General features: G+C 60.9%; 13 protein-coding genes. 6 read left to right on the top strand and 7 right to left on the bottom strand.

All coding sequences use genetic code 11. The features are described 5' to 3' along the window. Window positions 1-71 precede the first annotated feature (71 nt). Window positions 72-287, bottom strand: coding sequence for a ribosome modulation factor (gene rmf / locus ACM6IT_RS05655; protein ID WP_003223300.1), 216 nt, complete (start codon window positions 285-287; stop codon window positions 72-74). A 530-nt stretch (window positions 288-817) separates the two neighbouring features. Between rmf and rlmKL the strand changes: the two genes are divergently transcribed. Then, entirely contained in the window at window positions 818-3,088 is a 2,271-nt protein-coding gene (rlmKL, locus tag ACM6IT_RS05650; protein ID WP_414917679.1) for a bifunctional 23S rRNA (guanine(2069)-N(7))-methyltransferase RlmK/23S rRNA (guanine(2445)-N(2))-methyltransferase RlmL, read from the top strand. Window positions 3,089-3,231: 143 nt separating this feature from the next. Continuing rightward, a complete protein-coding gene (locus tag ACM6IT_RS05645) occupies window positions 3,232-5,631 on the top strand; it encodes a diguanylate cyclase (RefSeq protein ID WP_414917678.1) in 2,400 nt (799 codons plus the stop codon). Window positions 5,632-5,732: 101 nt separating this feature from the next. Here the strand turns inward: ACM6IT_RS05645 and dacB are convergent, their stop codons facing one another. Next, window positions 5,733-7,193: a D-alanyl-D-alanine carboxypeptidase/D-alanyl-D-alanine-endopeptidase gene (dacB, locus tag ACM6IT_RS05640; protein ID WP_056721926.1), complete on the bottom strand. Its 1,461-nt coding sequence runs from the start codon at window positions 7,191-7,193 to the stop codon at window positions 5,733-5,735. Window positions 7,194-7,427: 234 nt separating this feature from the next. Here dacB and ACM6IT_RS05635 point away from each other — a divergent pair, with 234 nt between their 5' ends. Further along, window positions 7,428-7,772 (top strand): YggL family protein, encoded by a 345-nt coding sequence (locus ACM6IT_RS05635; RefSeq protein WP_007971486.1) that lies wholly within the window; start codon window positions 7,428-7,430, stop codon window positions 7,770-7,772. Window positions 7,773-7,832: 60 nt separating this feature from the next. On the opposite strand, the gene ACM6IT_RS05630 is transcribed toward ACM6IT_RS05635, so the two are convergent. After that, on the bottom strand, window positions 7,833-9,023 hold the full coding sequence (locus tag ACM6IT_RS05630; protein ID WP_414917677.1) for a benzoate/H(+) symporter BenE family transporter: 1,191 nt from the start codon (window positions 9,021-9,023) through the stop codon (window positions 7,833-7,835). A 411-nt stretch (window positions 9,024-9,434) separates the two neighbouring features. Between ACM6IT_RS05630 and ACM6IT_RS05625 the strand changes: the two genes are divergently transcribed. Then, complete coding sequence (locus ACM6IT_RS05625; protein ID WP_414914679.1) at window positions 9,435-10,199, top strand: GntR family transcriptional regulator; 765 nt, start codon at window positions 9,435-9,437, stop codon at window positions 10,197-10,199. Between the two features lie 151 nt (window positions 10,200-10,350). Here the strand turns inward: ACM6IT_RS05625 and guaD are convergent, their stop codons facing one another. The 4 genes from guaD to xdhA form a co-directional block, all read right to left on the bottom strand. Then, a complete protein-coding gene (gene guaD, locus ACM6IT_RS05620; RefSeq protein ID WP_414917676.1) occupies window positions 10,351-11,655 on the bottom strand; it encodes a guanine deaminase in 1,305 nt (434 codons plus the stop codon). 7 nt (window positions 11,656-11,662) lie between these two features. Further along, complete coding sequence (xdhC, locus tag ACM6IT_RS05615; RefSeq protein WP_414917675.1) at window positions 11,663-12,520, bottom strand: xanthine dehydrogenase accessory protein XdhC; 858 nt, start codon at window positions 12,518-12,520, stop codon at window positions 11,663-11,665. A 117-nt stretch (window positions 12,521-12,637) separates the two neighbouring features. Next, on the bottom strand, window positions 12,638-15,037 hold the full coding sequence (gene xdhB / locus ACM6IT_RS05610; protein ID WP_414917674.1) for a xanthine dehydrogenase molybdopterin binding subunit: 2,400 nt from the start codon (window positions 15,035-15,037) through the stop codon (window positions 12,638-12,640). Beyond that, on the bottom strand, window positions 15,030-16,484 hold the full coding sequence (gene xdhA / locus ACM6IT_RS05605) for a xanthine dehydrogenase small subunit (protein WP_414917673.1): 1,455 nt from the start codon (window positions 16,482-16,484) through the stop codon (window positions 15,030-15,032). Before xdhA ends, xdhB begins: the two co-directional genes overlap by 8 nt. Window positions 16,485-16,761: 277 nt before the next feature. On the opposite strand from xdhA, the gene ACM6IT_RS05600 reads away from it, so the two are divergent. Both ACM6IT_RS05600 and smc read left to right on the top strand, forming a co-directional pair. After that, the gene (locus ACM6IT_RS05600; protein ID WP_056721937.1) at window positions 16,762-17,421 is read left to right on the top strand and encodes a GntR family transcriptional regulator; all 660 of its coding nucleotides are present in this window, start codon (window positions 16,762-16,764) and stop codon (window positions 17,419-17,421) included. A 2-nt stretch (window positions 17,422-17,423) separates the two neighbouring features. Next, window positions 17,424-20,912 carry a chromosome segregation protein SMC gene (smc, locus tag ACM6IT_RS05595; protein WP_414917672.1) on the top strand — a complete coding sequence of 1,163 codons (3,489 nt, stop codon included), beginning with the start codon at window positions 17,424-17,426 and terminating at the stop codon, window positions 20,910-20,912. The last annotated feature ends 73 nt before the right edge of the window (window positions 20,913-20,985 follow it).

Below are 20,985 nucleotides of genomic sequence, written 5' to 3'. Positions count from 1 at the left end.
GTCCGGATGGGACGTGCGTGGTTAATTCAGTACAAAGTCAGATTGTCGTGTCGGAGTGTTGTGCCCTGTAATTAGCCGACGGCGTGAAGTTCGTTGAGTCTGTGGATTCCCGCAGTGCCGGTCATACCGTCCCAGTTGTCGCCGCGTCCTTCTCGCCAGCCGTTGATCCAGGCTTGACGTACCGACGGTAGAGTAAATGGGCAAAGCTCACGGGATTTACCACCAACGCCATATTGATATCCGCGCAAAAATGCTCTTTCCAACGGATCACGCTTAAGTCTTCTCATAGGGTGTTGCCCTCACTTGTTGACTGTATTTATCGCGTCGACCTCTATTGAGGTCTGGCAGAAAAACTCTGCCGTTGGGGGCTCGTTGCCGGCGTGACGAGCCAAGGTGTTGGCGTCATTGCGGCGCCAACCTGTATTGAGTTCTAACCAATGCGTCACATCGAGGGAATGATCGTTTTGTCATAAGGACGTAACCGTTCATGTGCTAACGCCATAAGTAACAGAGCAGTTGTAGCGTATTTATTGGCCAAACCCCGGTATGATCGGCTCTGCGCTGGATGATGGGCTTAATCCTTTACTGAGAATGGCTCCCGTTGCCGGGAAGCACTATTCGACGAAGGGTCGACTTATGACATTTTGTTGCATCAACTTTTTTATCTGTCCTTGCATCTAAGCTCATTTAACCCGGGCAGCAGGGGTGGAACGGCACACCTTCGTGCCACGCGGGCGTTCTTCGAGAAAAGCGCCTGATTGAAAACCGGACCGGCAATGCGTTGCCCGGTCACTCAGCTAAAGGTTCTGGAATTCCCATGTCCGATCGTTTCGAACTCTTCCTCACTTGCCCAAAAGGCCTTGAAGGCCTGCTCATCGAGGAAGCCGTCGGGCTTGGCCTTGAGGAAGCGCGGGAGCACACCTCTGCCGTGCGTGGCATGGCCACCATGGAAACCGCTTATCGCCTGTGCCTGTGGTCGCGCCTGGCCAACCGCGTGCTGCTGGTGCTCAAGCGCTTCCCGATGAAGGACGCCGAAGACCTGTACCACGGCGTGCTGGACATCGAGTGGCAAGACCACATGCTCAATGACGGCACCCTGGCCGTCGAATTCAGCGGCCATGGCTCGGGTATCGACAACACCCACTTCGGCGCGCTGAAGGTCAAGGACGCCATCGTCGACAAACTGCGCACCCCGCAAGGCGACCGTCCGTCCATCGACAAGCTCAACCCGGACCTGCGTATTCACCTGCGCCTGGACCGTGGCGAAGCCATTCTGTCCCTCGACCTGTCGGGTCACAGCCTGCACCAGCGCGGCTATCGCCTGCAGCAAGGTGCGGCACCGCTCAAGGAAAACCTCGCGGCCGCCATCCTGATCCGTTCCGGCTGGCCACGTATCTCGGCCGAAGGCGGCGCACTGGCTGACCCGATGTGCGGTGTCGGCACCTTCCTGGTGGAAGCGGCGATGATCGCTGCCGACATCGCGCCGAACCTGCGTCGCGAGCAGTGGGGCTTCACCGCCTGGCTCGGTCACGTCCCGGCGCTGTGGAAAAAATTGCATGAAGAAGCTTCTGAGCGCGCAGCGGCCGGCCTGGCCAAGACACCGTTGTGGATCCGCGGCTACGAAGCTGATCCGCGACTGATTCAACCGGGTCGCAACAACGTCGAGCGTGCCGGCCTGAGCGAGTGGATCAAGATCTACCAGGGCGAAGTCGCAACTTTCGAGCCGCGTCCGGACCAGAACCAGAAAGGCCTGGTGATCTGCAACCCTCCGTACGGCGAGCGTCTGGGCGATGAGGCGAGCCTGCTCTACCTCTACCAGAACCTCGGCGAGCGCCTGCGTCAGGCCTGCCTGAACTGGGAAGCAGCGGTGTTCACCGGTGCGCCGGACCTGGGCAAGCGCATGGGCATCCGCAGCCACAAGCAGTATTCGTTCTGGAACGGCGCCTTGCCGTGCAAGCTGCTGCTGATCAAGGTGTTGCCGGACCAGTTCGTCACCGGCGAGCGTCGTACTCCGGAACAGCGCCAGGTCGAGCGCGAGCAAGCCGCCTATGATCAGGCGCCGAACGAACCGCAAGAACGCAAGTTCAACAAAAATGGCAACCCGATCAAACCGACGCCGGCACCGGCTCCGGTGGTCGAGCAGCCGCGCCTGAGCGAAGGCGGGCAGATGTTCGCCAACCGCCTGCAAAAGAACCTCAAGGCCCTGGGCAAGTGGGTCAAGCGTGAAGGCATCGACTGCTACCGCGTCTACGATGCCGACATGCCGGAATACTCCATGGCCATCGACCTGTATCACGATTGGGTCCACGTCCAGGAATACGCCGCGCCGAAATCCATCGATCCGGAAAAGGCCTCGGCGCGCATGTTCGATGCCCTGGCGGCGATTCCGCAGGCGTTGAACATCGACAAGAGCCGTGTGGTGGTCAAGCGCCGCGAGCGTCAGAGCGGCACCAAGCAGTACGAGCGTCAAGCCGCTCAGGGCAAGTTCGTCGAAGTGAATGAAGGCGGCGTGAAGCTGTTGGTCAACCTCACCGATTACCTGGACACCGGGTTGTTCCTCGATCACCGGCCGATGCGCATGCGGATTCAGAAAGAGGCCGCTGGCAAGCGCTTCCTCAACCTGTACTGCTACACCGCCACCGCCAGTGTTCATGCGGCCAAGGGCGGAGCGCGCAGCACCACCAGCGTCGACCTGTCGAAAACCTACCTGGACTGGGCGCGTCGCAACCTTTCGCTGAACGGTTTCTCCGACAAGAATCGTCTGGAGCAAAGCGATGTGATGGTATGGCTCGACGCCTGTCGTGACGAGTTTGACCTGATCTTCATCGACCCGCCGACCTTCTCCAACTCCAAGCGCATGGAAGGTGTCTTCGACGTGCAGCGCGACCAGGTGCAACTGATCGACCTGGCCATGGCGCGCTTGGCGCCTGGCGGTGTGTTGTACTTCTCCAACAACTTCCGCAAGTTCGAACTGGAAGCCAATCTCGGCGAGCGCTATGCGGTCGAGGAGATCACCGCGCAGACCATCGATCCGGATTTTTCCCGTAATGCCAAGATCCATCGCGCCTGGAAAATCACGGCGCGTTGACACTTGATTTGATTGGATCCACAGAGCCTTGATTTTCAAAGGCTCCTGGATCCCATCAGTGCTGGTCAAGTTAGTGGCTAATGGCTATAACTCAACTCACGACCAAAGGGCTTTCCCGCACCTGGCGTTTTGAGTTGCGTTCTATGTCGTTGCATGCCGTGCGCCCCAGGATCCTGGGTTTTATCAGCGAAGATGCCTCGGCCTGGTTGGTCGCGCTGCTGGTATTGCTGGTCGGCGGGGTGCTCACCGGGTTGCTGGCGTGGTCGACACTTAATCTGTTTCACCATCAATTGCGGCAACGCTTCCAACTGCTGGCCAGTGAACGTTACAGCCGTATCGAAGAGCGTTTCGAAGATCAGGAGCAGCGCCTCGACGGCCTGCGCCGGTTTTTCGCCAATTCCGATTCGGTGTCCCGAGCGGAGTTCGATGGTTACACCCAACCTTTGCTGCTGCGAACCCAGGCGTATTCCTTTGCCCAACGGGTCACTCGTGATGAGCGGGCGGCGTTCGAGCGTCGGGTGCGTGACGAAGGCTTGAGCGGCTTCACCCTGAGAGAACTCAACGCCGCCGGCCAATTGCAACTGGCCGGCGAGCGAGATGAGTACGTAGCGGTGCTGTATAGCCAGACGCAAAGCAAACTCGGAGCGCCCCTCGGTTACGACTTGCTGGCCCAGCCGCTACGGCGTGCCACGCTCGATCGGGCCGATCAACATGGCGCCATGGCGGTGTCGCAACCGATGCATCTGGTGAGTATCGAGCCGGCTTATGCGCGTGGTGTGCTGCTGGTCGCACCGGTCATGCAGCGCAACAGTCAGGGCCACAGCGCCATGAAGCCCTTCGGTTATGTCATGGCGGTGATCAGCATGCGCCAGTTGCTGGCGGATGGACTGCCGGAAGCGGGCCGTGACTATCTCTCGGTGCGCATCCTCGACTTGTCGATCGACGAGCAGCACGAGGTGCTGTTCGAGTCGCCCAACCCGCCGCCCATCAGCGACCTGTCGTCCACGCGCCTGTTGCGCATGGCCGACCATGACTATCAAGTCGATATCCAGCCCAGCGCCGCGTTCGTCAAGGCCAACCATTCCTCCGTCACCAGTGTGGTGGTGTTGGGTGGGTTGCTCAGCGTGATGCTCAGTGCCTTGCTGTATGTGTTGGTCAGCCAGCGGCAGCGGGCGTTGAAACTGGTCGAGCAACGCACCCAGGAACTGCGCGACCGAGAGCAGGAACTGCGTGGCACCCATGGTCAGTTGCGTGGCGTGCTGAATGCCGCCACCCAGGTCGCGATCATCGCCACCGACCTGCGCGGCGTCATCAGCACTTTCAATGCGGGTGCCGAGCAGATGCTTGGCTACTCCAGCGCCGAGGTGGTGGGGCATATGACCCTGGAGAGTCTGCACCTGCCCCGGGAACTGGTTGCTCGCTCGGCAGAGTTGAGTGCGCGCTATGGCAAGCCGGTGCCGACCTGCCAGGCGATGCTGGTCGAAGGCGACGCGCAGGGCGACCATGAGGCGCGGGAATGGACGCTGGTGCGCGGCGATGGCAGCCATTTGATGGTCAACATGCTCGCCACGCCGATGCTCGATGAACAAGGCCTGTGGGTCGGGCACCTGGCGGTGTGCATCGACATCACCGAACGCAAACGGGTCCATGAGGCGCTCGCGGCGCGGGATCTGTTGTTGAAGAAACTCAGCGCCCACGTCCCCGGCGGGATCTACCAATTCAAGATGGAGTTCGACGGGCGTTTCAGCGTGATCTATGCCAGCGACGGCATTCGCGAGATCTACGAGCTCGAACCCGACGTGCTGCTGCTCAATGCCGAAGCGATCTTCACCCGGATTCACCCCAAGGACACCACCCGTGTCCGCGCCTCGATCCGGGCCTCGGCCGACACCCTCAGCCCCTGGCGCGAGGAGTACCGCGTGCAATTGCCACAACGGGGTCTGCGTTGGGTACGTGGCGAGGCCACGCCGGAGGAACTGCCCGGTGGCGGTGTGCTGTGGCACGGCTACATCTCGGACATTTCCGATATGAAGCGGGTGGAAGAAGAGTTGCGCGCGCTGTCGGTCACCGACTCGCTGACCGGTATTCACAACCGGCGTTATTTCCAGGAACGCTTGACCACCGAAATGGCCCGGGTCGAGCGCGGCGGTGGGGATCTGTCGGTGATCATGCTCGATATCGACCATTTCAAGCGCATCAATGACCTGCATGGCCATGCCGTCGGTGATCGGGTGTTGCAGGCCGTGTGCCAACGGATCGGCCACCGGCTGCGTCGCACCGATGTGTTCTGCCGCCTGGGCGGAGAGGAGTTCATGGTGTTGTGCCCGGATAGCGGCGGCGAACATGCCTATATGTTGGCCCAGCAATTGTGGCAAGGCTTGCGCAGCTCACCGATTGAAGGTGTCGGTACGGTCACCGCCAGTTTCGGGATTGCCAGTTGGCGGGTCGGGGAGGGCGCCGATGCCTTGCTGTTGCGCGCGGATTCGGGGGTCTATGCGGCGAAGCAGGCGGGAAGGGATAGGGTTGAGGGGGAGATGAATTAACCTGCGGTGAGCTGAAAAGATCGCAGCCTTCGGCAGCTCCTACAAGGTTATGTGTATACCTGTAGGAGCTGCCGAAGGCTGCGATCTTTTGATTTGACGGGTTACAACACCGAAGCCGTTTGTGGCACTTTCGGTTGGCGGTACAGGTCCAGCAGCACCTGATCGAGCACCGAAGATGCGCCGAACGGAGCCTTGTCGTTGAGGATCGCCACCACCGCCCAGGTGTTGCCATTGACGTCGCGACTGAAACCGGCAATCGCCCGCACGGTGTTCAGGGTGCCGGTCTTGACGTGGGCTTCACCGCGCATGGCAGTGGTCTTCAGGCGTTTGCGCATGGTGCCGTCGGTGCCGGCGATCGGCATCGAACTGATGTATTCGGCGGAATACGGGCTGTGCCAGGCCGCTTCGAGCATCGAGGCCATTTCCCGGGCGCTGACACGCTCGGCACGGGACAGGCCGGAGCCGTTCTCCATCACCAGGTGCGGTGCGGTGATGCCCTTTTTCGCCAGCCACTGACGCACGACACGCTGGGCGGCCTTGGCGTCGTCACCATCGGCATCGGTACGGAAGCGTTGGCCGAGGCTCAGGAACAACTGCTGGGCCATGGTGTTGTTACTGTACTTGTTGATGTCGCGGATGATTTCCGCCAGGTCCGGCGAGAACGCCCGGGCCAGGACCTTGGCGTCTTTCGGGGTTGGCGCCAGCACATCCCTGCCCTGAATGCTGCCACCCAGCTCTTTCCAGATCGCGCGGACGGCGCCGGCGGTGTAGGTCGCGTGGTCGAGCAGCGACAGGTAAGTCTGCGAGCTGCAGCCTTCACCCAGTTGACCGCCGACCGTCACGGTCACACTGCCGTCGGCCTGTGCCACCGGGTTGTAACGCACGCCACCGGTGCATTGCCTGGAGTTGAGGGCCTTGACCTGGTTGTCGATGCGGATGCTCGCAATCGGCGGCTCCACCGAGACCAGCACCTTGCCCGAGTCATTGCGTGCGACGAAGCGCAGCGCCTTGAGGTTGACCAGCAGCGAGTCGGGTTTGACCAGAAACGGCTTGTTCTCGTCGTTGCCGTCGTCATTGAACTCCGGCAGTTGCGGTTGCACGAAGAAGGTTTTATCCAGCACCAGGTCGCCGGTGACCTGGGTGACGCCGTTGGCACGCAGGTCGCGCATCAGCAGCCAGAGTTTTTCCATGTTCAGCTTCGGATCGCCGCCACCCTTGAGGTAGAGGTTGCCGTTGAGAATGCCGCCGCTCAAGGTGCCGTCGGTGTAGAACTCGGTTTTCCACTGGTGGTTCGGGCCGAGCATTTCCAGCGCCGCGTAGGTGGTGACCAGTTTCATGGTCGACGCCGGGTTGACCGACACGTCGGCGTTGAACACCGTCGGGGTGCCGGGGCCGGTGAGCGGGATCATTACCAGCGACAGGGCGTTGTCCTGCAACTTGCTGGCTTTCAGGGCTTTTTCAACGTTGGGCGACAACGCGGTATTGACGGGAGCGGCGCAAACGGGAAGGGCCAGGGGGAGAAGAAAACCGGCCAACAGCAATGGACGCAAAGATTTGATCATCTGAAATAAAACCCTACAGCCGAGGGGAAAAAAGATGAGGGCATGGAGATAAATTCCCTCAATGGTCATGAAAGTGTCGGCATTATGCCCCAAGGTGTCACAGCTTGTGCCGTGCGCAGGCATTCTGATCGGCTATTTTTTTACCGACGGTAGGCGTGGTGGCCCAGAGAGTCAGGCAATCGGCGGCTTAAACTGCTAAAGTGCCGCCCGTTATTACTTAAGAGGATTGTTCCAATGGCGACTAACCGTTCCCAGCGTCTGCGCAAAAAACTGTGCGTCGATGAATTTCAAGAGCTGGGTTTCGAACTGAACCTGGATTTCAAAGAAGATTTGGCTGATGAAGCCATTGATGCTTTCCTCGACGCGTTCCTCAAAGAAGCCATGGAAGCCAACGGCCTGGGTTATGTTGGCGGCGACGACTACGGTCTGGTTTGCCTGCAGAAGCGTGGCTCGGTCAGCGCTGAACAGCGCGCTGCCGTTGAAGCCTGGCTCAAAGGCCGCACCGAGCTGACCAGCGTTGAAGTCAGCCCGCTGCTGGACGTCTGGTACCCGGAAAAGCCGATCAATCCGGTAGCTTGATGTTCCAGTAAAAACGGCGACCCAAGGGTCGCCGTTTTTTTTGGCCCGGTTTTGTGTATTTCAGGCCTTGCGCCAGTTCAGAATCACCAGCGTCACCACCCCGGCGACAATCCCCCAGAACGCCGAGCCGATGGAAAACAGCGTCAGCCCCGATGCCGTGACCATGAAGGTGATCAGCGCCGCTTCACGTTCCTTCACTTCGCTCATGGCGATGCTCAAGCCGTTGATGATCGAGCCGAACAGCGCCAGCGCCGCAATCGACAACACCAGTTCCTTGGGCAGCGCGGCAAACAACGCCGCGAGCGTCGCACCGAACACGCCGGCGATCCCGTAGAAAATCCCGCACCAGACCGCAGCGGTATAGCGCTTGTTGCGATCCTCATGGGCGTGCGGTCCGGTGCAGATCGCTGCGCTGATCGCCGCCAGGTTGATCCCGTGGGAGCCGAACGGTGCCAGCAGCAAACTGGCGATGCCGGTGGTGGTGATCAGAGGCGAGGCGGGCACCGTGTAACCATCGGCGCGCAATACGGCGATACCGGGCATGTTTTGTGAGGTCATGGCGACGACAAACAACGGGATGCCGATGCTGATGGTTGCCGCCAGGGAGAAGTGCGGCGTGGTCCAGACCGGCGTGGCCACTTCCAGGTGGAAATCGCTGAAGTCCAGCAGCCCCATGAAGCCTGACAATGCCGTGCCGATCAGCAATGCCGCCAGCACCGCATAGCGCGGCGACAGGCGCTTGACCACCAGATAAGTGACGAACATCCCCAGTACCAGGGCAGTGCGGTGTTGTGCCGCGACGAAAATCTCGCTGCCGATCTTGAACAAAATCCCCGCCAGCAGGGCGGCGGCCAGGGAGGCCGGAATCTTTTTCACCAGTCGTTCGAAGCTGCCGGTCATCCCGCAAATCGTCACCAGCACCGCGGAGGTGATGTAGGCGCCAATGGCCTCGCCGTAAGACACGCCGCCGAGACTGGTGATCAGCAGTGCGGCGCCGGGGGTCGACCAGGCAATGGTGATCGGCGTGCGATAGCGCAGTGACAGGCCGATGGAGCACACCGCCATGCCGATCGAGATGGCCCAGATCCACGAAGAAATCTGCCCGCTGCTGAGGCCCGCGGCTTGCCCGGCCTGGAACATCAGCACCAGGGAGCTGGTGTAGCCGGTCATCATGGCGATGAAGCCGGCGACGATGGCCGAGGGCGAGGTGTCGGCCAGCGGGCGGATTTGCGTGTGGGTGGCGTCGTTCATGACGGGTGTTGTTCCTTGTCTATAAAAGCAGTGAATCCAGCAGGTATTTGTGGCTGACCCAAATGTGTGGCGAGGGAGCTTGCTCCCGCTGGGCTGCGAAGCAGCCCCAATCAAGGCACTGCAGTGTGTCCAATGGAATGCGTCGGCTGATTTTACGACTGCTGCGCAGTCGAGCGGGAGCAAGCTCCCTCGCCACAAAAATGTCTCTCGACAAAAGTTTTGTGTTTTAAGCCTAAACTCAAAAGTAATCAGGCGTTGCGATACAGCCGAGGCAACATTCAGCCGTACAGTCGTGTTGCCACCTTCCATTGTGTACAATCGCAGTGTTTTTTACGCGATACTTGCCAGCGACCCACTGTGCCGTATTACAGTCGCGGTCAATTCGCCGCAGTTCTTCCGACTCGAGTGCCCATGAACGAACAGTTGCAACCCCTAAAGAAACAACCGCGAGCAGGCAAAGCCGGCCGCAGCGGTACCCAGGACGATATTGTCTACGCGCATATCTTCGAGGCCATCCTCGAACAGCGTCTGGCGCCCGGCACCAAGTTGAGCGAAGAAGCGCTGGGGGAAATTTTCGGGGTCAGCCGCACCATCATTCGCCGTGCCTTGTCGCGCCTGGCCCATGAAGGCGTGGTGCTGCTTCGTCCGAATCGTGGCGCCGTGGTCGCCAGCCCGAGCGTCGAAGAAGCCCGCCAGGTGTTCATGGCCCGGCGTCTGGTGGAGCGAGCGATCACTGAGCTGGCCGTTCAGCACGCGACCGCCGAGCAGATTGCCGAATTGCGCCAGATGGTCAACGACGAACGCGACAGCTTCTCCCGTGGCGATCGTGGCGCCGGCATCCGCCTGTCGGGTGAGTTCCACCTGAAACTGGCCGAAGCTGCGAAAAACGCGCCGCTGATCAGTTTCCAGCGCAGCCTGGTGTCCCAGACGTCGCTGATCATTGCCCAGTACGAAAGCGGCAACCGTTCCCATTGCTCCTACGACGAGCACACCCAGTTGATCGACGCTATCGAAAAGCGCGACTGTGAACTGGCGGTGAACCTGATGATGCATCATATGGATCATATCGACAGCAAGCTCAACCTCGACGAGGAAAGTGCTTCGGATGATCTGCATGCGGTGTTCTCGCATTTGTTGCAGACCAAGAAGCCTGGGCGCTCGCCGGCCAAGCTCTGAAAAATCGCAGCCTCGTTTCACTCGACAGCTCCTACAGAAGAATGCGCTCCATGTAGGAGCTGCCGCAGGCTGCGATCTTTTGATCTTTCTGACAGGCAATAAAAATCCCCCGGACTGAAAAGTGCGGGGGATTTTTTATGCCCGAAGGAAACTAGCGCTGATGCACCAGATTTCCCGCCGCATACGTCTGCTGCACAGTCCGGTCATCGCCCAGCGTCATCAGCACAAACAACGTCTCGGCGATGTTGTTGGCCTGCTTCAAGCGATAACTCAGCAGCGGCGTGGCGTTGTAGTCCAGCACCAGGAAGTCGGCGTCGGTGCCCGGTTGCAGGGTGCCGATCCTGTCCTCCAGGCGCAGTGCGCGGGCGCCGCCGAGGGTGGCCAGGTACAGCGACTTGAACGGGCTCAGGCGTGCACCTTGCAGTTGCATCACTTTGTAGGCTTCGTTGAGGGTTTGCAGCAGCGAGAAACTGGTGCCGCCGCCCACATCGGTACCGATGCCGACATTGAGCTTGTGCTTCTCGGCCATCGGCAGGTTGAACAGGCCGCTGCCGAGGAAGAAGTTCGAGGTCGGGCAGAACGAGATGGCCGAGCCGGTTTCCGCCAGGCGCGCGCACTCGTCATCGCACAGGTGCACACCGTGGGCGAATACCGAGCGCTCGCCGAGCAACTGGTAGTGGTCGTAGACGTCCAGGTAGCCCTTGCGCTCCGGGAACAGCTCCTTGACCCACTCGATTTCCTTGAGGTTTTCGCTGATGTGGGTCTGCATGTACAGATCCGGGTATTCGGTCAGTAACTGGCCGGCCAGGGTCAGCTGTTCCGGGGTGCTGGTCGGTGCGAAGCGCGGGGTGACCGCGTAGTGCAGGCGACCCTTGCCGTGCCAGCGTTCGATCAGCGCCTTGCTTTCGACGTAGCTGGATTCGGCGGTGTCGGTCAGGTAGTCCGGGGCGTTGCGGTCCATCATCACTTTGCCGGCGATCATCCGCAGGTCAAGCTGCTCGGCGGCTTCGAAGAACGAGTTCACCGATTGCGGGTGCACGCTGCCGAATACCAGCGCAGTGGTGGTGCCGTTGCGCAGCAGTTCCTTGATGAAAATGTCCGCGACCTGGTCGGCGTGGGCCTTGTCGGCGAACTGGCTTTCGCACGGGAAGGTGTAGGTGTTGAGCCAGTCCAGCAATTGCTCGCCGTAGGCGCCGACCATGCCGGTTTGCGGCAGGTGGATGTGGGTGTCGATGAAGCCGGGGGTGATCAGTGCGTCCTGATAGTGGGTGATTTCGACGTCAGCCGGCAGGGTCGGCAGCAGTTCGCTGGCGTGGCCCAGGGCGCTGATCTGGCCGTTATCCACAACCAGCAAGCCGTCTTCGAAATACTCGTAGGAGGCTTCGATGCCCACGACGGCTGGGTCGGCGATGCTGTGCAGGATGGCGGCGCGGTAAGCTTTGCGAGTCAAAGGCATGAGATTCTCAATTCGAGGCTTTCAAGTTTGCGGTTTGGCTGCGGCGTGACGCGGGCAGCAGTTTGGCAATCGGTTCGGCGCTGGACGTCTGCTGGCCGAAGTTCGCGTTATAGGTGGCGATGATTTCGCCGGCGATGGAGATGGCGATTTCCACAGGCAACTTGCCTTTGACTTCGCCGATGCCCATCGGGCAGCGCATGCGTTGCACGACGCTGTTGTCGAAACCGCGGTCGCGCAGGCGATGTTCGAACTTCACCCGTTTGGTCTTCGAACCGATCAGGCCGAAGTAGGCGAAGTCGTTGCGCTTGAGGATCGCAGCGGTCAGTTCGAGGTCGAGTTGATGGTTGTGGGTCATCACGATGCAGTAGCTGCCGGCCGGCAGGTCATCGATTTCATCCACCGGTTCTTCGCTGACGATCTTGCGCACGCCATGGGGGATCTGCTCGGGGAACTCATCTTCCCGCGAATCGATCCAGCGAACCCGGCAGGGCAGGCTGGCCAACAGTGGCACCAGGGCGCGGCCAACGTGGCCGGCACCGAACACGGCGATCTGCGCTTGAACCTGGCCCATCGGTTCGAACAGCAAAACGGTTGCACCACCGCAGCATTGGCCAAGGCTGGCACCGAGGCTGAAGCGCTCCAGATGGGTGTCCTGCTTGCCGCTGGCGAGCATCTCGCGGGCGATCTTCATGGCCTTGTATTCCAGGTGCCCGCCACCGACGGTGTCGAAGCTCTGGTTCGCACTGATGACCATCTTCGAGCCAGCGTTGCGCGGCGTCGAGCCGAGCTCTTCGATGATGGTGACCAGCACGCAGGGCTCACCCCGGTTTTGCAGGTCGGCGAGGGCGTCGATCCAGTTGTACATGTTTCACCTCAACATCTCTGTTGTCTGTACCGGCCACTTCGCGAGCAAGCCCGCTCCCACAGGGGAATGCATTCCAAATGTGGGAGCGGGCTTGCTCGCGAAGGCCGCACCTAGGTCTTAGAGCGAAGCCAACTCGGTCTCAGCCTCGACAGCCTTCGCCGCCTTCAACTGGCGCATCTGCTCACAGCCCCACAACACTCGCTCCGGGGTTGCCGGGGCGTCGATTTTCGGTTGATGTCTGTAATCGCCCAGGCTCGCCACGGCGTCCTTGATCGCACACCACGAGGCGATACCGAGCATGAACGGCGGCTCGCCCACGGCCTTGGAGTGGAACACCGTGTCTTCCGGGTTCTTGCGGTTCTCTACCAGCTTGACCCGCAGGTCCAGCGGCATGTCCGCCACGGCCGGGATCTTGTAGCTGGCCGGGCCGTTGGTCATCAGCTTGCCCTTGTTGTTCCACACCAGCTCTTCCATGGTCAGCCAGCCCATGCCCTGGATGAAACCGCCCTCGACCTGACCGATGTCGATGGCCGGGTTCAGCGAGGCGCCGACGTCGTGGAGGATGTCGGTGCGCAGCATCTTGTATTCGCCGGTCAGGGTGTCGACCAGCACTTCGCAGCACGCGGCGCCAAAGGCGAAGTAGTAGAACGGACGGCCGCGCGCCTGGCTGCGGTCGTAATAGATTTTCGGGGTCTTGTAGAAGCCGGTGCTCGACAGCGACACCTGGGCAAAGTACGCCTGCTGGATCAGTGCTTCGAAGGTCAGGATGTGATCGCGGACCCGTACGTGGCCGTTGTGGAATTCCACGTCTTCTTCGCTGACTTTGTACTGGCGCGCCGCGAATTCCACCAGCCGTTGCTTGATGGTTTCGGCAGCGTTCTGCGCGGCCTTGCCGTTCAGGTCGGCACCGCTGGAAGCAGCGGTTGGCGAAGTGTTCGGCACTTTGTCAGTGTTGGTCGCGGTGATCTGCACGCGGTCCATTTCCACCTGAAACACTTCGGCCACGACCTGCGCGACCTTGGTGTTCAGGCCCTGGCCCATTTCGGTGCCGCCGTGGTTGAGGTGGATGCTGCCGTCGGTGTAGACGTGCACCAGGGCACCGGCCTGGTTGAGGAAGCTGGCGGTGAAGGAAATACCGAATTTCACCGGGGTCAGCGCCAGGCCTTTTTTCAGGATCGGGCTGTTGGCGTTGTAGCGACGAATCGCTTCGCGACGCTCGGCGTACTGGCTGCTTTCTTCCAGTTCGGCGGTCATCTCTTCGAGCATGTTGTGCTCGACGGTCTGGTAGTAGTGGGTGACGTTGCGCTCGGTCTTGCCGTAGTAGTTGGCCTTGCGCACGGCCAAAGGATCCAGGGCCAGATGGCGAGAAATGGCGTCCATCACTTCTTCGATGGCGACCATGCCTTGCGGGCCGCCGAAACCACGGTAGGCAGTATTCGACGCGGTGTTGGTCTTGCAGCGGTGACCGTTGATGGTCGCATCGCCCAGGTAGTACGAGTTGTCCGAGTGGAACATCGCCCGGTCGACGATCGACGCCGACAGGTCAGGCGAGCAACCGCAGTTGCCGGCCAGCTCCAGGTTGATGCCGTGCAGGCGGCCGGTGCTGTCGAAGCCCACGTCGTACTCGACATAGAACGGGTGACGCTTGCCGGTCATCAGCATGTCTTCGACCCGTGGCAGGCGCATCTTGGTCGGCTGGCCGGTGAGGTGCGCGATCACCGCGCACAGGCACGCCGGGCTGGCCGCCTGGGTTTCCTTGCCGCCGAAACCGCCGCCCATGCGACGCATGTCGACGACGATCTTGTTCATCGATACGTCCAGCACTTCGGCCACCAACTTCTGCACTTCGGTGGGGTTTTGCGTGGAGCAGTAGACGATCATGCCGCCGTCTTCGGTCGGCATCACCGAAGAGATCTGGGTTTCCAGGTAGAAGTGCTCCTGGCCGCCGATGTGCAGCGTGCCCTGGATGCGATGTTCGGCAGTGGCCAGCGCCGTGGCCGAATCGCCGCGTTGATGGGTGTGGCTGTCGAGTACGAAGTGGCGCTTGCGCAGGGCTTCGACCACGTCCAGCACAGGTTCCAGGTCTTCGTATTCGATGATCGCGGCCATGGCCGCCTTGCGCGCGGTTTCCAGGTCTTTCGCCGCCACGGCGATCACCGGTTGTCCGACGAACTGCACAGTGTCGATGGCCAGCAGCGGATCGCCCGGTAGCAACGGGCCGATGTCTTTCAGGCCCGGTACGTCTTCGTGGGTGATGGCGATGCGCACGCCTTCGAAGGCGTAGCAGGGCGAGGTGTCGATGCTGATGATCCGGGCGTGGGCGCGGTCCGACATGCGCGCATAGACGTGCAACTGGTTCGCAAACTCCAGGCGGTCGTCGATGTATTGCGCTTCACCGGCCACATGCTTGGCGGCGCTGTCGTGCTTGACGCTGCGGCCGACACCGGTGGTCAGGTCCTTGGCGAACAGTTCAGCCAATTCGGCTTGGGTCTTCTCTACGGCGTGATGATTAGACATAAGCGGTCACCCGGGTCTCGATGTGCGGTGTTTGCAGTTCGATGAAGTATTTGCGCAGCAGGTTCTGCGCGCTGAGCAGGCGATATTCCTTGCTGGCGCGGAAGTCCGAGAGCGGCGTGAAGTCTTCGGCCAGGGCAGCGCAGGCGCGTTCGACAGTGGCGTTATTGAATGGCGAGCCGAGCAACGCGGCTTCGCAGGCAGCGGCGCGTTTCGGGATGGCCGCCATGCCGCCGAAGGCGACGCGGGCTTGAGCGACGATGCCGTTTTCCAGGCGAATGTTGAAGGCGGCGCAGACTGCCGAGATATCGTCGTCCAGGCGCTTGGAAACCTTGTAGGCGCGGAACAGTTTATCGACGCTGGCGCGGGGCACGATGATCTTCTCGATGAACTCGCTTTCCTGGCGCGCCGTGACGCGGTAATCGATGAAGTAATCTTCCAGCGCCAAGGTGCGGCGGGTCTCGCCTTTGCACAGCACGATCTGCGCACCGAGGGCGATCAGCAGGGGCGGCGAGTCACCAATCGGCGAGGCGTTGCCGATGTTGCCGCCCAGGGTGCCCTGGTTGCGGATCTGCAAGGACGCGAAGCGGTGCAGCAATTCACCGAAGTCCGGGTACTCGGCATTCAAGGCCTCGTAGCAATCGGACAGGGACGTGGCGGCGCCGATTTCCAGGCGATCGTCAAAACGGTCGATGCGCTTCATCTCGGCGACGTTGCCGACATAGATCATCACCGGCAGGGTGCGGTGGAACTGCGTGACTTCCAGCGCCAGGTCAGTGCCGCCGGCCAGCAGGCGGGCCTGTGGATAAGCGTCGTAGAGATCGGCCAGGTCGGCCACGGTCAGCGGCACCAGGCAGCGTTTGTCGCCGCTGTTGAGTTCGCCGATATCGGTCGGGGCAATGGCTTTGAGGCGTGCGATGGTGTCGGCCTCGCGGGCGTCGAACTGGTCCGGTTGCTTGGCGCAGCAGGACTGCTCGGCGGCTTCCAGGATCGGCCGGTAGCCGGTGCAACGGCAGAGGTTGCCGGCCAGTGCTTCGTGGGCCTTGGCATGATCCGGTGCATCGCTGTTCTTTTGCAGGGCAAACAGCGACATCACGAAGCCGGGGGTGCAGAAGCCGCATTGCGAGCCGTGGCACTCGACCATGGCTTTCTGCACGCTGTGCAATTCACCCTTGTGCTTGAGGTCTTCGACGCTGATCAGTTGTTTGCCGTGCAGGGACGACACGAAGGTCAGGCACGAGTTGAGGCTGCGATAGCGAATGTGTTCGCGGCCGTCATCATCGGTCTGCAATTCGCCGATCACCACGGTGCAGGCGCCGCAGTCACCGCTGGCGCAGCCTTCTTTGGTGCCGGGCTTGCCGACATGGTCGCGCAGATAATTGAGCACGGTCAGGTTCGGGTCCAGGGCGTGCTCGCTACGGAGTTCCTGGTTTAGTAAAAACTGGATCACGGAAGGCCTCGCAGACTCATTATTGTTGTTAACCGATAGGAACTGAATTTAGCAGGTCTGACTTTTCGGTCAATGGTTTTCTGACTTAAAGGTCAGGAAATTACAATTTGTCGATCAACCACCTGTTCCTTAATTATTGTCGCTGGTTCGATAGCCTGCCTTTTTGCTTGAATTTGCTTGAATCGTGCCAAAAACCTCCGGGCAGGCACTCCGCCCTGACGCAGCAATTGCGCTACACTGCGCCGCTTGTACAGATCAAAGAGTTTGAAGGACAACCATGACGTTCAAGGCGCCGGACAGCCTCGCCGAGCAAATCGCTCACCACCTCGCCGAACGCATCATTCGCGGCGAAATGAAGCCCGGGGAGCGCATCCAGGAACAGAAGGTCACGCTGGCCCTCAATGTCAGTCGTGGTTCGGTCCGCGAGGCCTTGCTGATCCTCGAGCGTCGCCATTTGATCGCGATCCTGCCGCGACGCGGTGCCCACGTTACCGAGCTCACGCCACACAAGGTGCAGAGCCTGTGCACGCTGATGAGCGAGCTCTATATCCTGCTCGGCAACTCAGTGGCCAGCGGCTGGAAAACCCAGGCCGACATGGCGCCTTTCGTACAGATCCAGCAACGCCTGACGGCCAGCTACGAGCGTCAGGACATCCGCACGTTCGTCGACGACAGCTTCAATGTGATGCGCGCCGCGTACCCGTTCGCCAACAACCCGTACTTGCAGGAGACCGTCGAGAATCTGCAGCCGGCCATGAGCCGTGCGTATTTCCTCGCGCTGGACCTGCGCAAAGCGTCGATGAGCGAATTCCTCGAGCTGTTCGAACGCTTGCTCGCTGCTGTGCTGGCCCGTGACTTTGTGCAGATTCGTGAAGTGCTGACGGCTTACGCCCAGCGCAGTTGCGATCTGGTGATCTCAGCACTGACGGACGCCTGAGGGTGCGGCTCAAGTGCATCAAGCTGGCGGGGTTCAAGTCCTTCGTCGACCCGACCACGGTGAACTTCCCCAGTAACATGGCGGCGGTGGTCGGGCCCAATGGCTGCGGCAAGTCGAACATCATCGACGCCGTACGCTGGGTGATGGGCGAGAGTTCGGCGAAGAACCTGCGCGGCGAGTCGATGACCGACGTCATCTTCAACGGCTCCACCAGCCGCAAGCCGGTGAGCCAGGCGAGCATCGAACTGGTGTTCGACAACTCCGACGGCACCTTGCTCGGGGAGTACGCCGCCTACGCGGAAATCTCCATTCGCCGCAAAGTGACCCGCGACAGCCAGACCACTTATTACCTCAACGGCACCAAATGCCGGCGCCGCGACATCACCGACATCTTCCTCGGCACCGGGCTTGGCCCGCGCAGCTACTCGATCATCGAGCAGGGGATGATCTCCAAGCTGATCGAGTCCAAGCCCGAAGACCTGCGCAACTTCATCGAAGAAGCCGCGGGCATCTCCAAGTACAAGGAACGCCGGCGCGAGACGGAAAACCGCATCCGCCGCACCCACGAAAACCTCGAGCGCCTGACCGACCTGCGCGAAGAGCTTGAGCGTCAGCTCGAACGCTTGCACCGCCAGGCCGAGGCCGCCAAGAAGTATCAGGAATTCAAGGGTGAGGAGCGTCAGCTCAAGGCCCAGCTGTCGGCCCTGCGCTGGCAGGCGCTGAATGATCAGGTCGGCCAGCGTGAAGCGATCATCGGCAACCAGGAAGTTTCTTTCGAAGCCCTTGTGGCCGAACAGCGCAATGCCGATGCGAGCATCGAGCGCCTGCGTGACGGGCACCACGACCTCTCGGAGCGCTTCAACCTGGTGCAGGGGCGCTTCTACTCGGTCGGCGGCGACATCGCCCGGGTCGAGCAGAGCATCCAGCACGGTCAGCAGCGTTTGCGCCAGTTGCAGGATGACCTGAAAGAGGCCGAGCGCGCGCGCCTGGAAACCGAATCGCACCTGGGTCACGACCGCACGTTGCTGCTGACCCTCGGCGAAGAGCTGGACATGCTCACCCCGGAGCAGGAAGTCACCAGCGCCGCCGCCGAAGAGGCCGCCGCCGCGCTGGAAGAGTCCGAAACCACCATGCACGGCTGGCAGGAGCAGTGGGATACGTTCAACCTCACCGCCGCCGAGCCGCGCCGTCAGGCCGAAGTGCAGCAGTCGCGGATCCAGCAGCTGGAAACCAGCCTCGAGCGCCTGGCCGACCGCCAGAAGCGTTTAGGCGAAGAGCGCGCCTTGCTCTCGGCGGACCCGGAAGACGCGGCGATCATGGCGCTCAGCGAGCAGCTCGCCGAATCCGAAGCGACCCTTGAGGATTTGCAGACCAGCGAAGAAGCCCAGGTCGAAAAGCTCGAGCAGTTACGTCAGGAGTTGCAGCAGGCGCTGACCGCGCAGCAGCAGGCACAAGGCGATTTACAGCGCCTCAACGGTCGGCTGGCCTCCCTCGAAGCCTTGCAGCAAGCCGCGCTCGATCCGGGCACCGGCACCGCCGAATGGCTGCGCGAGCAGAATCTTGCGAATCGCCCACGCCTGGCCGAAGGCCTGAAGGTTGAGGCCGGTTGGGAGCTGGCGGTGGAAACCGTGCTCGGCGCCGACCTGCAAGCGGTGCTGGTGGATGATTTCAACGATTTCGATCTGTCGGGCTTTGCCCAGGGCGATCTGCGTTTGCTCAGCCCGGCCAGCGATGGCGTCCGGATGCCGGGCAGCTTGCTGGACAAGGTCGAGGCGCAACTCGATCTGTCGCCATGGCTGGGGCAGGTCAAGCCGGTCGACAGTCTGGAACAGGCCTTGGCCTTGCGGGGGCAATTGGCTGCCGGGCAGAGCCTGATCAGTCGTGACGGTTACTGGGTCGGACGGCATTTTCTGCGGGTGCGTCGGGCCAGTGAGGCGGAAAGCGGCGTGCTCGCCCGGGGGCAGGAAATCCAGCAACTGGGCCTTGAGCGTGAAGAGCGCGAAGCCGCTGTCGAAACCCTGGAAACCCGACTGCAGAATCTCAGGGCGCAGCAGCGTCAGCAGGAAAACGGTCGCGAACATTTGCGCCGTTTGCTGCAGGACGAAGCGCGTCAGCAAGGTGAATTGAAGGCGCAATTGTCCGCCGGCAAAGCCAAGGCCGAACAATTGACCCTGCGCCGTACCCGTCTCGACGAAGAGCTTGTCGAACTCGATGAGCAGCGCGCGCTGGAACACGAAAACATCGGTGAGGCGCGCCTGCAATTGCAGGAAGCCCTCGACAGCATGGCGCAGGACACCGAGCAGCGTGAGTTGCTGCTGGCCCAGCGCGACAGCCTGCGCGAGCGCCTGGATCGTGTGCGTCAGGAAGCGCGGCAGCACAAGGATCACGCCCACCAGCTGGCGGTGCGCCTGGGTTCGCTCAAGGCGCAGCATGATTCGACACGCCAGGCGCTGGAACGTCTGGAGATGCAGTCCGAACGCCTGACTGAAAAGCGCGAGCAACTGAGCCTCAATCTGGAGGAGGGCGAAGCACCGCTGGAAGAGCTGCGCCTGAAGCTCGAGGAGTTGCTCGACAAGCGCATGACCGTCGACGAAGAACTCAAGACCGCGCAGATCGCCCTTGAAGACGCCGACCGCGAATTGCGCGACGCCGAGAAGCGCCGTAGCCAGGCTGAACAGCAATCGCAGTTGATTCGCAGCCAGCTCGAAACCCAGCGCATGGAATGGCAAGCCCTGACCGTGCGCCGCAAGACCTTGCAGGACCAATTGCTGGAAGACGGCTACGATCTCCACGGCGTACTCGAGACCTTGACGGCCGAGGCCAGCGAGAAGGATGCCGAGGAAGAGCTCGAGCGCATCGCCGCCAGGATCCAGCGTCTGGGCGCGATCAACCTGGCGGCCATCGATGAGTACCAGCAACAGTCGGAGCGTAAACGTTATCTGGATGCCCAGAACGACGATCTGGTGGAAGCCCTTGAAACCCTTGAGAACGTGATTCGCAAGATCGACAAGGAAACCCGCAACCGTTTCAAGGATACCTTTGATCAGATCAATGGCGGTTTACAGGCGCTTTTCCCAAAAGTTTTCGGTGGCGGCCGCGCATATTTGGAACTGACGGGCGAAGATTTACTCGATACAGGGGTAACAATCATGGCGCAGCCGCCCGGAAAGAAGAACAGCACCATCCATTTGCTCTCCGGCGGCGAAAAAGCCCTGACCGCATTGGCCCTGGTTTTTGCGATCTTCAAATTGAACCCGGCGCCGTTCTGCATGCTCGATGAGGTTGACGCGCCACTGGATGACGCTAACGTTGGACGCTACGCGCGATTGGTAAAAGAGATGTCACAGACAGTGCAGTTCATCTATATCACCCACAACAAGATCGCCATGGAAATGGCCGAGCAACTGATGGGGGTGACGATGCACGAACCCGGTTGTTCACGCCTGGTGGCGGTGGATGTCGAGGAGGCGATGGCGATGGTGGACGCCTGAGTCGTAGTTGTAGGAAAGAGGCTTTATGGTGTGTAGGGCTCTTTTCCTGGCTTCGACTTGCTGGCCAATCGAC

The organism is Pseudomonas sp. IT-P4 (assembly GCF_949767755.1).
GTDB classification, from domain to species: Bacteria; Pseudomonadota; Gammaproteobacteria; order Pseudomonadales; family Pseudomonadaceae; genus Aquipseudomonas; species Aquipseudomonas monachiensis.
This window is presented reverse-complemented; position numbering and strand designations above follow the sequence as displayed.